10 protein-coding genes and 1 pseudogene are annotated in these 14,170 nt (G+C 62.5%); 5 read left to right on the top strand and 6 right to left on the bottom strand.

Annotated features, from left to right (window positions below; all coding sequences use genetic code 11):
- Positions 1-159 precede the first annotated feature (159 nt).
- The 3 genes from J5M71_RS05720 to J5M71_RS05710 form a co-directional block, all read right to left on the bottom strand.
- Positions 160-1,506 carry an ATP-binding protein gene (locus tag J5M71_RS05720; RefSeq protein ID WP_063913041.1) on the bottom strand — a complete coding sequence of 449 codons (1,347 nt, stop codon included), beginning with the start codon at positions 1,504-1,506 and terminating at the stop codon, positions 160-162.
- A complete protein-coding gene (locus J5M71_RS05715; protein WP_207830707.1) occupies positions 1,503-2,180 on the bottom strand; it encodes a response regulator in 678 nt (225 codons plus the stop codon). Before J5M71_RS05715 ends, J5M71_RS05720 begins: the two co-directional genes overlap by 4 nt.
- A gap of 150 nt (positions 2,181-2,330) precedes the next feature.
- Positions 2,331-2,936: an outer membrane beta-barrel protein gene (locus J5M71_RS05710; protein WP_013973837.1), complete on the bottom strand. Its 606-nt coding sequence runs from the start codon at positions 2,934-2,936 to the stop codon at positions 2,331-2,333.
- Between the two features lie 129 nt (positions 2,937-3,065).
- Between J5M71_RS05710 and J5M71_RS05705 the strand changes: the two genes are divergently transcribed.
- Together J5M71_RS05705 and J5M71_RS05700 are read left to right on the top strand one after the other, a co-directional pair.
- Positions 3,066-3,857 (top strand): dienelactone hydrolase family protein, encoded by a 792-nt coding sequence (locus tag J5M71_RS05705; RefSeq protein ID WP_207830705.1) that lies wholly within the window; start codon positions 3,066-3,068, stop codon positions 3,855-3,857.
- Between the two features lie 109 nt (positions 3,858-3,966).
- Positions 3,967-4,668, top strand: coding sequence for a 4'-phosphopantetheinyl transferase superfamily protein (locus J5M71_RS05700; protein ID WP_207830702.1), 702 nt, complete (start codon positions 3,967-3,969; stop codon positions 4,666-4,668).
- Positions 4,669-4,671: 3 nt separating this feature from the next.
- Here J5M71_RS05700 and J5M71_RS05695 read toward each other — a convergent pair whose 3' ends face one another.
- Both J5M71_RS05695 and J5M71_RS05690 read right to left on the bottom strand, forming a co-directional pair.
- The gene (locus J5M71_RS05695) at positions 4,672-6,279 is read right to left on the bottom strand and encodes an ATP-binding protein (RefSeq protein WP_207830700.1); all 1,608 of its coding nucleotides are present in this window, start codon (positions 6,277-6,279) and stop codon (positions 4,672-4,674) included.
- A complete protein-coding gene (locus J5M71_RS05690; RefSeq protein WP_207830699.1) occupies positions 6,276-6,974 on the bottom strand; it encodes a response regulator transcription factor in 699 nt (232 codons plus the stop codon). The genes J5M71_RS05695 and J5M71_RS05690 overlap by 4 nt, the downstream gene beginning before the upstream one ends.
- Positions 6,975-7,803: 829 nt before the next feature.
- On the opposite strand from J5M71_RS05690, the gene J5M71_RS05685 reads away from it, so the two are divergent.
- Both J5M71_RS05685 and J5M71_RS05680 read left to right on the top strand, forming a co-directional pair.
- Positions 7,804-10,683, top strand: a complete 2,880-nt coding sequence (locus J5M71_RS05685) for a ribonucleoside-diphosphate reductase subunit alpha (RefSeq protein ID WP_207830696.1) — start codon at positions 7,804-7,806, stop codon at positions 10,681-10,683.
- Between the two features lie 246 nt (positions 10,684-10,929).
- The gene (locus tag J5M71_RS05680; RefSeq protein ID WP_087502863.1) at positions 10,930-12,180 is read left to right on the top strand and encodes a ribonucleotide-diphosphate reductase subunit beta; all 1,251 of its coding nucleotides are present in this window, start codon (positions 10,930-10,932) and stop codon (positions 12,178-12,180) included.
- Positions 12,181-12,325: 145 nt separating this feature from the next.
- On the opposite strand, the gene J5M71_RS05675 is transcribed toward J5M71_RS05680, so the two are convergent.
- Positions 12,326-12,604, bottom strand: a complete 279-nt coding sequence (locus tag J5M71_RS05675) for a helix-turn-helix transcriptional regulator (RefSeq protein ID WP_207830695.1) — start codon at positions 12,602-12,604, stop codon at positions 12,326-12,328.
- 948 nt (positions 12,605-13,552) lie between these two features.
- Between J5M71_RS05675 and J5M71_RS29650 the strand changes: the two are divergent.
- Positions 13,553-14,114 (top strand): annotated as a pseudogene (locus tag J5M71_RS29650) (TIGR03747 family integrating conjugative element membrane protein); the annotation flags it as partial.
- Positions 14,115-14,170: the final 56 nt, after the last annotated feature.

The raw sequence follows: 14,170 nt of genomic DNA, 5'->3' as shown, positions 1-14,170 counted from the left end.
TTTGTACAGGGGTGTTGGCGGGAATCCGCCCATTGTGTTTTGCCTGCGCCGGCCCTTTCGCGGGCTCGCCCGCTCCCACAGAGTGCCCGCAGGGCTCAGGACCTGTGCGGTACCTGTGGGAGCGGGTTCACCCGCGAAAGGGCCGGCACAGGCTACAAATCAATCCAGGTTGAAGGTGATTCTGAACGCCGCACCGCCCAAGGGCGAATCTCCCAGGCTCAGCTCGGCGTCATAGCTGTCGACGATATCCTTGACCACCGCCAAGCCGATCCCCTGCCCCGGGTGCTGGCTGTCCAGCCGTTCACCCCGTTCGAGAATGCGCTCACGCTGGTCGGCCGGCACCCCAGGCCCGTCGTCCTCGACGCACAAGGTCAACTGCCCAGGCGCCTGCTCCAGGCTCACACGCACCTGGCCCAGGCTCAGGCGGTAGGCGTTCTCCAGCAAGTTGCCCAGCAGCTCCAGCAACGCGCCCTGCTCCATCGGCACCTGCGCCGCCTCGGGCAGTTGCAGGGTCACGTTCACCCGCTTGTCCCGGTACACCTTGGCCAAGGTACTGCACAGGCTGTCGAGCAACGGTCGCAGCAACACGCTGTGGCGCACCAGGCCACTCTTGCGCAGGCTGGCGCGTTGCAGCTGGTAGTCGATCTGCTGGCTCATGCGCTCGATCTGGCTCTGCAGCACGCGCGCCTGCTCGCGCTCGCCGCTACGCTGCTGCAGGCTTTCGCCCACCCCCTGCAACACCGCCAGCGGCGTCTTCAGGCTGTGCGCCAGGTCATCGAGCGAATCGCGGTAGCGTTGGCGCTGCTCGCGCTCGCTGCGCAACAGACGGTTCAGCGAGCCGGTCAGGCGCAGCAGCTCACGCGGGTGTTCGCGGCTCAGGCCATCCCGCGCCCCCGACTCCACGTCGTCCAGCTCGAGGCTGAGCCGGCGCAACGAACGCAGGCCCCAGGTCAGGCCGGCCCACAACAGCACCAGCAACGCCAGCAGGGCCGCGCCAAAGCCGAGGTAGAGCTTTTCGCGCAGGCCGTCGAGGGTGTGCTGGTATTCGCGCACCGGTTGCAGGGCGACAATGCTGTAGGCGGCGCTCTGGCCACCCAGCAGCTTGATCTCGACGTCATAGACGAAGAACTCTTCGCCATCGGCCTGGTGAATGCGGGCGAATTCGTTGCCGCGGCCGTCGTAGCGCGGGCGGTAGTTGATGTTCTGCGCGGCGGTGGCCCGCGACTGCCAGACCAGCTTGCCATCGCGGTCGAAGATATAGCCGAGCAGGCCGGTGTACGGCAGGTTGTAACGCTCGTCCGGCAGCAGGGTCGGCATCTGCAACTGGCCGTGCTCGATGCGCGCAGCGGAAATCAGCGTGGTCACATCCGAGGCCAGGCGTTGTTCGATCGACTCCTGCAGGGCCAGGCTGAAGGCTTTCTGCAGGGCCGGCAGCAGCGCCAGCATGAACAGCAGCGCCAGCACCGCGGCCGCCAGCATCAGGCGCACCCGCAGCGAACGGATCATCGGCAGCGCTCGGTGAACAGGTAGCCCAGACCGCGCACGGTGTCGATGGGTTTGAAGCCGCGCTCGCCCTCAAGCTTGCGCCGCAGGCGGCCGACCAGTACTTCGATGACATTCGGGTCACGTTCATCATCACCCGGGTACAGCTGTTCCATCAGACGGTCCTTGGCCACCACCTGCTGGTGATGGCGCATGAGGTATTCGAGGATGCGGTATTCGTAGGCAGTCAGGGCCAGGGGTTGCTCGTCCAGCGTCGCCTGCTTGCGGTTGAGGTCGAGCACCAGCGGGCCGGCGGCGATGGTTGACTGAGTGAAGCCGCTGGAGCGGCGCAGCAGGGCATTCAGGCGTGCTTCGAGTTCTTCGAACTGGAACGGCTTGACCAGGTAGTCGTCGGCACCGGCGGCCAGGCCCTCGACCTTGTCCTGCCAGTTGCCGCGGGCGGTGAGGATGAGAATGGGGAAGGTCTTGTACTGGCTGCGCAGGCGTGTGATCAGGTCCAGGCCGCCGATGCCGGGCAGGCCCAGGTCGATGACGGCCAGGTCGAAGTGGTATTGCCCGGCCTGGTACAGCGCCTCCTCGGCATCGGCGACGGCCTCGACCACATGGCCGCTTTCGCCCAGGCGGGTGTAGAGGTGATGGCGAAGCAGGGCTTCGTCCTCGACCACCAGCAGTTTCATGTGCAGCTCCTTGATATGTATTGCCTGTACCGGCCCTTTCGCGGCTAAAGCCGCTCCCACAGGTATTGCACAGGTTTTATGGACTGTGCGATCCCTGTGGGAGCGGCTTTAGCCGCGAAAGGGCCGGTACAGGATAACCCGGCTCGCCGGTCAGAACTTGTAGCTTGCAGCCAGGTAGGTCTGCGCGCTGCTGGTCAGGCGCAGGGTGCCGTCCTTCGGCCCGCCGTGCGCACCCACTTCGGTGGCGGCATTGGTGCGCAGGTAACGGTAGCCCAGTTCCACCGAGGCCTTGTCGGTGATGTCCTGGATCACACCGGCCTGCAGGCCATACGCGTAACCGTAGTCGGTATCCCGGCTGGCACCTGGCGAGTCCTGGGTCAGCTTGGTCACGCCCAGGCTGCCACCGCCAAACAGCTTGGTGGTATCACCCACCGGCAGGAACAGGTCGTAGCTGCCCAGCAGGTTCTCCTGGCGCAACTTCAGGCCACTGTGGTCGCCCGAGACGTTGTCGTAAGTCATGTAGTAGCGGCCCTGGTCATTGATCTTGCCCACCCGCACACCCCAGGTGTCGTCCTTGCCGATGATGCCGTCGGCGTTGAGGTGGTCGGTGTTGCGCTGCAGCAGGCCGGACTTGCGAACCTTGTCGCTGGTCTGGCCGTAGGTCAGGCTGGCGAAGTTGTCGTCCGCGGCCTGGGCGGTGGTGATGCCAGCGGCGCAGACGGCCATGGCGGCAAGCAGGGTGTTGAAGGTTTTCATGGCTGGATACTCCAGTTGGGTGCGCTGTTTCGGTCTGGAAGCTAGAGTAAGCAGGGCACCCTGAACCGCGACTGAACCCTGGCTGAACCCCGGCTGAACGAACCATTTGCAGAACAAGGAGTAGTGACCATGCGTGCCCTGCTGGCCTTGACCCTGATGTGCTGCGCCGCCCTCGCCCAAGCGGCGGTACAAACCCGCGAGATCCCCTACCAGGACGCCGACGGCAACCGCCTGGTCGGCTACTACGCCTATGACGACGCCCTAGAAGGCAAGCGCCCCGGCATTGTCGTGGTGCATGAGTGGTGGGGGCTGAACGACTACGTCAAGCGCCGCGCCCGCGAGCTCGCGGCGCTGGGCTACAACGCACTGGCCATCGACATGTATGGCGACGGCAAGCACACCGAGCACCCGACCGACGCCCAGACGTTCATGGCAGAGGCGATGAAGGACCCCAAGGCCGCGGAGCAGCGCTTCGATGCCGGCCTCGAACTACTGAAACTGCAGCCGAACACCAACAAGCACCAGTTGGGCGCGGTCGGTTATTGCTTCGGCGGCAAGGTGGTGCTGGATGCCGCACGCCGCGGCGAAAAACTGGACGGCGTGGTGAGCTTCCATGGCGCACTGGCCACCCAGACCCCGGCCAAGCCTGGGGTGGTACGCGCGCAGATCCTGGTCGAGCACGGCGCGGCAGACAGCATGGTTACCTCGCAGCAGGTGGAGGCGTTCAAGGCCGAGATGGATGCAGCCAAGGTCGACTATGAGTTTGTCAGTATCGAAGGGGCCAAGCATGGGTTTACCAACCCGGATGCAGACCGGCTGAGCCATGGCGAGCATGGCGGGCCGGATATCGGCTACAACAAGGCGGCGGATGAAAGCTCCTGGGCGGATATGCAGGCGTTCTTCAGGAAGGTGTTCAAGTAAGGATTGCCGGGGGCGCCCTGCGCCCCTTTCGCGACGCAAGGCCGCTGCCCCAAGGATGCATTGCCACGCTAGCTCCCTTAGTGCCCATACAGCTGGCACAATACCCCCCATGAACACACTCCCCGCCTGCTGCGCCCCGCTCCAGCACCACTGGCCCCTGCCCCGCCCGCTACCCGGCGCGGTGCTGGTCAGTTGCGCCTTCGACCCCACACGACTGGCACCCGACGACTTCCAGCGCGCCGGCGTCGTGCCAGGCGCCAGCCTGCAGCGCTCGGTGGCCAAGCGCCAGGCCGAGTACCTGGCCGGCCGGGTGTGCGCCCGCGCCGCGCTGCTACGCCTGGACGGCCGTGACTACGTGCCCGGCACCCACGAAGACCGCTCGCCCATCTGGCCAGCCGGTATCCACGGCTCGATCACCCACGGCAAAGGCTGGGCCGCTGCCGTGGTCGCCGCCGAGGGCAGTTGCCAGGGCCTGGGCCTGGATCAGGAAGCGCTGCTGGATGACCAGCGCGCCGAGCGGTTGATGGGCGAAATCCTCACCCCACCCGAAGTCGAACGCCTGGACCGCCGCCAGCTCGGCCTTGCCGTCACCCTGACTTTCTCGCTCAAGGAAAGCCTGTTCAAGACCCTTTACCCGCTGACCCGCCAGCGCTTCTACTTCGAGCACGCCGAAGTGCTGGACTGGTCCGCCGAAGGCCTGGCCCGCCTGCGCCTGCTCACCGACCTGTCGCCGCAGTGGCGGCATGGCAGCGAACTGCAGGGCCAGTTCTGCCTGCAGGACGGCCACCTGCTCAGCCTGGTCAGCGTCTGACCGTCACAACGGTGCCTGCTGCCGTGGCCAGTTCAGGCTGAAGCAGGCCCCGCCCAGCGCGGCGCTGCGCCCCACCGTGGCCCGGCCCGCGTGCCAGTAAATGATCCGCCGCACGATCGACAGGCCCAGGCCATGCCCGCCCGAGGCGCGGGTGCGGCTGTCGTCGAGGCGGGTGAACGGTGTGAAGATGCGGTCCCAGAAGCCCTCGGGGATCCCCGGGCCGTCATCCTCCACATCGATACGGCAGCGTTGCTGCCCCAACTGGTAGCTAAGGCGCACCTCGGCCTCGGCATGGCGCATGGCGTTGCCCACCAGGTTCTGCAGGGCCCGGTGCAGGTAGCGCGGCTCGGCCTCGACCCAGGCACCTTCGGCATCGGCGCCCTGGCATTCACCTCGCACCACCCGTACCTCGGCACGCAGCGGCGCGAGCTCTTCGATCACCCGGTCAAGCAAGGCATCCAGGTCGATCCGCTGGAACTTCAAGGCCGGCGCCCCCTGCTCCAGACGGGCATAGGTGAGCATCTCGTCGACCAGCTTGTCGAGATCCTGGATATCGCCGTCCATGCCCGCCAGGTGTTTGGCCCGTGCCTGCTCGGTGGTGGCGTTCTCGATCATCTCCAGGCCAAAACGCAGGCGGGCCACCGGCGTGCGCAGCTCGTGGGAAACCGCCCGCACCAGCTCACGCTGCATGGTCAGCGAGCGCTGCAGGTGCTCGGCCATGCCGTTGAAGGCTGCAGCCAGGCGCCCTACCGAGTCGGCGTCGCCGGCCGGCACGCGGGTGTCCAGGCTACCCTGAGCGATACGCGTGGCGGCAATCTCCAGGCCCGACACGCGCCGCTCCAGCTGGCGCACCAGCAGGTAGACCACCAGGCCGATCAGGCACAGGCCGAGAAAGGCGATCAGGATCAGCAACTGCGGCGGATACGGGTTGAGCTGGTACAGCGGGCCGATTTCCAGCACCCAGGGCGAGCCAGCCAGCCCGGCGAACACGCGGATCGAGTCACCATCCTTGCCCAGGGCCATGACCGTGTCGCCCTCCTCGACCCGGCGCCGCTGGTCATCGTCCAGGCTCACCCGCTCGATGCGCTGCAGGGCCACGCCAAAGCCGAAACCCTTTTCTTTCTTGATCTGTGCCAGGCGCTGCTGCTGCTCGGTTACCGGGTAGCGCACCAGTTCGTCGGCCAGCAGGTAGAGGGTGGCCCGCGCCAGTTGCTCGCTTATCTGCTTGATCTGCGCTACCAGCATCAGGTCTTCCTGGCCGACCTTGCGCAGTACCTGGGCCGCATGCGGGCCGGTCTTCTCGACCACCACCAGGCCGCGGTACAGGCGCGCCCGCTGGCCACCATCGAGGGTGCGCGCGGTCATTGGCTGCAGCGCCAACGGCACGCCAAGCAGGCGCTCCCAGATCAGCAGTGAACGCTTGCGCTCGGTGTCGTTCTGCAGCGCCAGGTTGTCGGCCATCAGGCTGAAAGTACCCTGGGCCAGGCCCTCGCGGTGCTGGGCGGCACGCACTTCGTTGACCAGGTGCAGGCTGAGCACCCCGAGCAGGGCCACCAGCACCAGCACGGCCAGCATGCCGCCATAGATGCGCAGGAAGATCGAGTTGTTCATGAGGCCTCGCCAACGAACAGGTAGCCTTTGCTGCGCAGGGTCTTGATCAGCCTTGGCTGGAGCGGGTCGTCGCCGATCTTGGGGCGGATCCTGGAAATGCGTATGTCGATGGAACGGTCCTGGCCGTCGTAGCCGACGCCACGTAGCGCGGTGAAGATCTGCTCGCGCGTCAGCACCCGGCCGGCGTTGCTGGCCAGCAGCCAGAGCAGGTCGAATTCGGCGCCGGTCAGCTCGATCAGTTGTTCACCCAGACGCGCCTCGCGCAGGCGATTGTCGATGCGCAGCGCGCCGAAGGCCAGGTCCTGGCGCTTGCTGTCCGGTGCTTCGCTGCGGCGCAGCAGGGCCTGAATGCGCGCCAGCAGCAGGCGTGGGCGTACGGGTTTGCAAACGTAGTCGTCGGCCCCCAGGTCCAGGCCCTGGACCTGGTCGAGTTCATCGCTGCGTGCGGTCAGCATGAGGATCGGGCCGGGGTACTGGCTGCGCACCCGGCGGCAGATGCTCAGGCCGTCCTCGCCGGGCAGCATCAGGTCGAGAATGACCAGGTCGGGCTGGCTGTCGACGATGCGCCGCGCAGCGCGGGCGCCATCGCCCTCGACGCTGACTTCGAAGCCGTTGGCCTGCAGGTACTCGGCGGTGAGCTCGGCCAGGCGCTGGTCGTCTTCGACGATGAGGATACGGGGTGCGGGGTGGTCCATGGCTTGTGCCTTTGCTTGTTGTTTTTCTGTGGCCTGTACCGGCCTGTTCGCGGGCACGCCCGCTCCCACAGGGACCGCGCCCCTTTCAAGGCTTGCACAGTACCTGTGGGAGCGGGCGAGCCCGCGAAGGGGCCGGTGCAGGAAACATGACCCTTTAACCAAAAGGCAACATCTGCTTCGGATACTACGTCCCGCCCCCAGGCACTGCCAACCTGCCAGCAGCCCCTCGACTGAACCGTTTTTTGTGACAGGGTTCGCGCCCGAAAAATTCTGCCCAGAACCGGCAAGGCGCAGAAAAATACTGCAAACCACTTGGCACAAGGCCTACAGCGAATACCCACCATTCACTCACAAAGTACGCACAAGTTATCCACAGGCGCTCGCCTTGCAAAGCCCCCAATACCGCATTATCTTGTATCCCGATCGCAGCGAACCACTAGATATAGGGTTTCGTGCAAAATCACACACAAAAGTCAACCCGCAAAATCAAGCGTTTTTTCGGGTGAACTTCAAGTGATTTCAGCAGCCAAACCGCTCCTGCGGAGGCGACCGAGGCAAGCCCTTCCAGGGCCTTGTTCGGGTATGGGTGTGGCAGGCCAGGCCTGGCATCCATCAGCAACAGTTTTTGGGCACGGCCCAGAACCTTTGACTTCGGCCAGGGAGCGGCAAGCCATTGCCCCTTATTCCTGAGTCTGTCCCGAAGTCGGTACGCCCGCGCGGGCGGATGCGCATGCATTGCCCATCCCCGCCAGGCCATCGAGCAAGTGGACGGAACGGTGGGCGCCCAAAAGGCGCCTGAACAATATAGAAACTGTGGAGACACCCACCCATGCAAACCGACACAACTCGCGAGAACCCGCAGGCCAAGGTGCCGCAGGCCGCCGATTCCAACCAGGATCTGGCCGCCACCGCCCCCGGCCAACTGCGCGTGATCAAGCGTAACGGCACTGTCGTCCCCTACACCGACGACAAGATCACCGTTGCCATCACCAAGGCGTTCCTCGCAGTTGAAGGCGGCACCGCCGCCGCTTCGTCGCGCATCCACGACACCGTCGCGCGCCTGACCGAGCAGGTCACCGCCACGTTCAAGCGTCGCATGCCATCGGGTGGCACCATCCACATCGAAGAAATCCAGGACCAGGTCGAACTGGCCCTGATGCGCGCCGGCGAGCAGAAAGTCGCCCGTGACTACGTCATCTACCGCGAGCAGCGCGCCAAGGAGCGTGCCACCCGCGTGAACGCCGAGTCCGTGGTCGAGCCGCACCCGTCCATCCGCATCACCCTGGCCGACGGCAGCCTGGCGCCGCTCGACATGGCCCGCCTGAACACCATCATCAGCGAAGCCTGCGAAGGCCTGGCCGAAGTCGATGGCGACCTGATCCAGCGCGACACCCTGAAGAACCTGTACGACGGCGTGGCCATCAAGGACGTCAACACCGCCCTGGTAATGACCGCCCGTACCCTGGTAGAGCGCGAGCCGAACTACTCGTTCGTGACCGCCCGCCTGCTGATGGACACCCTGCGCGCCGAAGGCCTGGGCTTCCTGAACGTGGCCGAGAGCGCCACCCACCACGAAATGGCCGACCTGTACGCCAAGGCCCTGCCAGCCTACATCGACAAAGGCGTCGAGTTCGAGCTGCTGGACCCGGCCCTGAAAGGCTACGACCTGGACCGCCTGGGCAAGGCCATCGACCACGAGCGTGACCAGCAATTCACCTACCTGGGCCTGCAGACCCTGTACGACCGCTACTTCATCCACAAGGATGGCGTGCGCTTCGAGCTGCCACAGGTATTCTTCATGCGTGTGGCCATGGGCCTGGCGCTGGAAGAGAAAGACAAGGAAGCCCGTGCGATCGAGTTCTACAACCTGTTGTCGTCGTTCGACTACATGGCCTCGACCCCGACCCTGTTCAACGCCGGCACCCTGCGCCCGCAGCTGTCCAGCTGCTACCTGACCACCGTGCCGGACGACCTGTCGGGCATCTACCACGCGATCCACGACAACGCCATGCTGTCGAAATTCGCCGGTGGCCTGGGCAACGACTGGACCCCTGTGCGTGCACTGGGCTCCTACATCAAGGGCACCAACGGCAAGTCGCAGGGCGTGGTTCCGTTCCTGAAAGTGGTCAACGACACCGCCGTTGCCGTGAACCAGGGTGGCAAGCGCAAGGGCGCCGTGTGTGCCTACCTGGAAACCTGGCACCTGGACATCGAAGAGTTCATCGAGCTGCGCAAGAACACCGGTGATGACCGTCGTCGTACCCACGACATGAACACCGCCAACTGGATCCCTGACCTGTTCATGAAGCGTGTCTTCGATGACGGCAAGTGGACCCTGTTCTCGCCTTCGGAAGTGCCAGACCTGCACGACCTGACCGGCAAGGCCTTCGAAGAGCGCTACGAGTACTACGAAGCCCTGACCGAGTACAACAAGATCAAGGTGTTCAAGACCATCCAGGCCAAAGACCTGTGGCGCAAGATGCTGTCGATGCTGTTCGAGACCGGCCACCCGTGGCTGACCTTCAAGGACCCGTGCAACCTGCGTTCGCCGCAGCAGCACGTGGGCGTGGTCCACAGCTCGAACCTGTGCACCGAGATCACCCTGAACACCAACAAGGACGAGATCGCGGTCTGCAACCTGGGCTCGATCAACCTGCCGAACCACATCGTCGACGGCAAGCTGGACACCGCCAAGCTGCAACGCACCGTGAACACCGCCGTGCGCATGCTCGACAACGTGATCGACATCAACTACTACTCGGTGCCGCAAGCGCGTAACTCGAACTTCAAGCACCGCCCGGTCGGCCTGGGCATCATGGGCTTCCAGGATGCGCTGTACCTGCAGCACATTCCGTACGGTTCCGATGCCGCCGTCGAGTTCGCCGACAAGTCGATGGAAGCGGTCAGCTACTACGCCATCCAGGCGTCCTGCGACCTGGCCGACGAGCGCGGTGCGTACGAGACCTTCCAGGGTTCGCTGTGGTCCAAGGGCATCCTGCCGCTGGATTCGCAACAGATCCTGATCGAAGCCCGTGGTGCCAAGTACATCGACGTCAACCTGGAAGAGTCCCTGGACTGGGCCCCGGTGCGCGAGCGCGTCAAGAAAGGTATTCGTAACTCGAACATCATGGCCATCGCGCCGACCGCGACCATCGCCAACATCACCGGCGTGTCGCAGTCCATCGAGCCGACCTACCAGAACCTGTACGTGAAATCGAACCTGTCGGGCGAGTTCACCGTGATCAACCCGTACCTGGTCCGCGACCTGAAGGCCCGTGGCCTGTGGGACTCGGTAATGATCAACGACCTGAAGTACTACGACGGTTCGGTGCAGCAGATCGAGCGTATCCCGCAAGAGCTGAAAGACCTGTACGCCACCGCGTTCGAAGTCGAGACCAAGTGGATCGTCGATGCCGCCTCGCGTCGCCAGAAGTGGATCGACCAGGCCCAGTCGCTGAACCTGTACATCGCCGGCGCCTCGGGCAAGAAGCTGGACGTGACCTACCGCATGGCCTGGTACCGTGGTCTGAAGACCACCTACTACCTCCGTGCCCTGGCCGCGACCAGCACCGAGAAGTCGACCATCAACACCGGCAAGCTCAATGCCGTTTCCAGCGGTGGCGACAGCGCCCCGGTCCAGGCAGCCGGCCCTGCGCCAGTGCCGAAGGCCTGCGCGATCGACGAGCCTGACTGCGAAGCCTGCCAGTAAGGCCAGGCCGAGGCTTCCTACGGGAAGCCTCAACGCGTTTTGCGCACCACTGCGGACCCTGTGGGAGCGGGTTCACCCGCGATGAGGCCGGCACTCCCGCCGCCTCTCCACAGCCAGACACAACAAGCCGTGGCTGCAAAGCCGCGGCCAGCCCTTTTCGGGCACTTCAGATTTGCGTGCACCGCACCGCAACCAAGATCCACCGGCCATACTTGATAGATGGCCCTCAAGCAGGAGAATCTCACCATGCTGAGCTGGGACGAATTCGATAAAGAAGACGGCGAAGTAGCCGCCAAAGGCAACACCCCTGCGCAGGCCGCTGCCGCCGCCACCCTCGACAAGCTCGACAGCGCCGGTGGTGCCGCCGCCCTGGAAGCCCGTGTCGCCACCGCCGACGACTCCGACGCGGTCAAGCGCGCCAAGGCTGCCCTGAACGACCTCGACATCGCCGAAGGCCTGGCCGAGCTGGAAGGCTCCAGCGCCCGCGTGCGCGTTGACGAAAAGCGCATGATCAACTGCCGCGCCGACCTCAACCAGCTGGTACCGTTCAAGTACGACTGGGCCTGGCAGAAGTACCTGGACGGCTGCGCCAACCACTGGATGCCGCAAGAGGTCAACATGACCGCCGACATCGCCCTGTGGAAGAGCATGGACGGCCTGACCGAAGACGAGCGTCGCATCGTCATGCGCAACCTCGGTTTCTTCTCCACCGCCGACTCGCTGGTCGCCAACAACCTGGCCCTGGCCGTGTACCGCCTGATCACCAACCCGGAGTGCCGCCAGTACATCCTGCGCCAGGCCTTCGAAGAGGCGATCCATACCCACGCCTACCAGTACTGCATCGAGTCGCTGGGCATGGATGAAGGCGAGATCTTCAACATGTACCACGAGATCCCGTCGGTCGCGAAGAAAGCTGCCTGGGGCCTGAAGTACACCCGCGCCATCTCCGATCCGGAATTCAACACCGGCACCGTCGAAACCGACAAAGAGCTGCTGCGCAACCTGATCGCCTACTACTGCGTACTGGAGGGCATCTTCTTCTACTGCGGCTTCACCCAGATCCTGTCCATGGGCCGCCGCAACAAGATGACCGGCGTGGCCGAGCAGTTCCAGTACATCCTGCGTGACGAGTCGATGCACCTGAACTTCGGTATCGACGTGATCAACCAGATCAAGATCGAGAACCCGCACCTGTGGGACGCGGCGATGAAGGAAGAAGCGACCCAGATGATCCTGCAAGGGACCCAGCTGGAGATCGAATACGCCCGTGACACCATGCCACGCGGCGTGCTGGGCATGAACGCAGCGATGATGGAGGACTACCTCAAGTTCATCGCCAACCGTCGCCTGACCCAGATTGGTCTGAAAGAAGAGTATCCAGGGACTACCAACCCGTTCCCGTGGATGAGCGAGATCATGGACTTGAAGAAGGAGAAGAACTTCTTCGAGACTCGTGTGATCGAGTATCAGACTGGCGGTGCACTGAGCTGGGACTGATCGTCCGGGCTGAGCCTTATTTTTCAGCGAGAACCGAACGAATTTCAGATTTTCCGAATTCTCGCACCAAATAAGCGCATTAAATGAAAAAAGCCACCTGAGCCGCAAAGGCCAAGGTGGCTTTTTCGTATAAGCCGAAGAACGGCTAAACCCCTACCCGCTTCAGCGCCCTGATTTCATCCCGTATTTTTGCCAGAAGCTCGTCCACATCACCCTCCTGACCTAACTGCATCAAGACAATCAAGGTCGCAGGATTCACTCCTAGTCGCTCCGCAAATTCTTCCATTTTTTCGATCGTTGGGCTGCGAATGCCACGCTCAATTGTGGAAACGAAGGATTGGCTCGCCCCCAGCTGCTCTTGTGCGATCTCCTTTCGTACCCGCACCTCCTTAAGCGCGGAGCCAAAAGCCAACTTGCGTTCCATCTGGTTACCCACAAAAGGAACGATAAAGCCCTGATGCGGACTAAAACGCTATGCTGCATACAGCATATGTGAGAAGATTCGTTGTACTACTAATTAATCAGTACGACCCCACTCCGTCTCCGTTTTGATTGAGGTTTCAAGCCGTGTTTGTTTCAGATCCCCAGGAAGAGGTCATCACTCTTATAGGCAAGGTCGACCCCAGCCACAAGAGTTGGCCTAGAGTTGATACGAGCGAAACATTCTTCCAGGTTCATACTAAGCAGCAAGGGGACCCCAAGCTCACCTTCGGCGTAATATTGCTGGCGACCCCGCGGGCGCTCCTAGATTTTCTGGAATGCTGTCAACGGGATGAGCAAATACGAATTGTACAGATTATTATATCAACCCCTCCTCATGTTAACCGGTCCAGGAAATGGCGCACCGAGGCACTCGTCAAACTGGAGGTAGGCTTCGATGACAATGAAGTTCCAAACTCGATCATCTACCACACGATTGACGAAACCTACTACGAGGATCGTGTGTACGGAAAGCGCAGAAACCGAGGCCAACCAGCATTAAAAACAGTATACAAATCGCGCTCAAGAAGCTCACCAGCTCAAGGAAAAGTTAACAAGCAGCAGTCACTAGACAGCAGAAGCGGTGTCCACTGCTAAAACGTACAACGCTTGGAATCACTTTTTAGAGCTCACGCTCTTTTTAGCTCGCGCGGGCCACGCCCTCCACTAGGCCGTGGAGTGCTTCTTCAACATGAGAAACACTTCAACAGTATTAAGTAGATCAACCAGGCAATCCGGGTGCGACATATTAATTCGCACTCCATCACCTAAAACTAGTTAAAAGCTAGGATTTGAAAACACTATGTTTTGCTTCAAAAGCCAAAACAGATGAAACGATTCATCAAAGTTTATGATTTTTAGCTTCCGAATGAATCCATGATCAAATCTCCCGCAAATGCTGGTCAGCGAGGTCAGCTGGTAATCCAAAGGCCTGGTCCACAGTGCCATAGTCCAAGAGCCGGGGCGCACTGCGACATGGCTGGTCACCGAAGCTTATGACTGGCTGATCGTGAAGACCGGGACGCTCAGCTCGGTCCAAGGGATGGAGTCGATCGCCACGCCGGGCCCCGCAACGAGTTGGACATGCGCTACTGGGCCGCGCAAAGCGTCACAACGGTCCAGAACTATGTGCTGGCGGCTCTCTTCACCGTTCTGGTGTTTTGCGTCCGCTTGGTCGTGCTACTGATGACCATACCGCTGTTCGCCATGGCGGCACTGACGGGTCTGGTCGACGGCCTGGTGCGCCGAGATCTGCGCAAATTCGGCACAGGTCGCGAATCCAGCTATCTCTATCACAACGCCCGCGCAACGATCATGCCGTTGGCTATTTTCCCTGGACCTTCTACTTGGCACTCCCGATCAGCATCAGTCCCATGGTGGTGGTGCTACCTTTCGCTGCCTTGCTCGGCGTGTCCGTGAGCATTAAGGCGGCTAGCTTCAAGAAATATCTCTAAACGACTTGATGCAGAATGCTTACTCCCGGATTTTCAGCTATCGAGTCGCTTTTGAC

The sequence above is a fragment of the Pseudomonas sp. 43(2021) genome, from assembly GCF_017490805.1.
Lineage (GTDB): Bacteria > Pseudomonadota > Gammaproteobacteria > Pseudomonadales > Pseudomonadaceae > Aquipseudomonas.
The sequence above is the reverse complement of the archived record's forward strand: the minus strand, read 5'-3'. Positions and strand labels throughout refer to the sequence as shown.

Bases quoted from the DNA above. Each gene is read 5' to 3' on its own strand.
- J5M71_RS05720 (WP_063913041.1), bottom strand. From the start codon at position 1,506: ATGATCCGTTCGCTGCGGGTGCGCCTGATGCTGGCGGCCGCGGTGCTG.
- J5M71_RS05715 (WP_207830707.1), bottom strand. From the start codon at position 2,180: ATGAAACTGCTGGTGGTCGAGGACGAAGCCCTGCTTCGCCATCACCTC.
- J5M71_RS05710 (WP_013973837.1), bottom strand. From the start codon at position 2,936: ATGAAAACCTTCAACACCCTGCTTGCCGCCATGGCCGTCTGCGCCGCT.
- J5M71_RS05705 (WP_207830705.1), top strand. From the start codon at position 3,066: ATGCGTGCCCTGCTGGCCTTGACCCTGATGTGCTGCGCCGCCCTCGCC.
- J5M71_RS05700 (WP_207830702.1), top strand. From the start codon at position 3,967: ATGAACACACTCCCCGCCTGCTGCGCCCCGCTCCAGCACCACTGGCCC.
- J5M71_RS05695 (WP_207830700.1), bottom strand. From the start codon at position 6,279: ATGAACAACTCGATCTTCCTGCGCATCTATGGCGGCATGCTGGCCGTG.
- J5M71_RS05690 (WP_207830699.1), bottom strand. From the start codon at position 6,974: ATGGACCACCCCGCACCCCGTATCCTCATCGTCGAAGACGACCAGCGC.
- J5M71_RS05685 (WP_207830696.1), top strand. From the start codon at position 7,804: ATGCAAACCGACACAACTCGCGAGAACCCGCAGGCCAAGGTGCCGCAG.
- J5M71_RS05680 (WP_087502863.1), top strand. From the start codon at position 10,930: ATGCTGAGCTGGGACGAATTCGATAAAGAAGACGGCGAAGTAGCCGCC.
- J5M71_RS05675 (WP_207830695.1), bottom strand. From the start codon at position 12,604: ATGGAACGCAAGTTGGCTTTTGGCTCCGCGCTTAAGGAGGTGCGGGTA.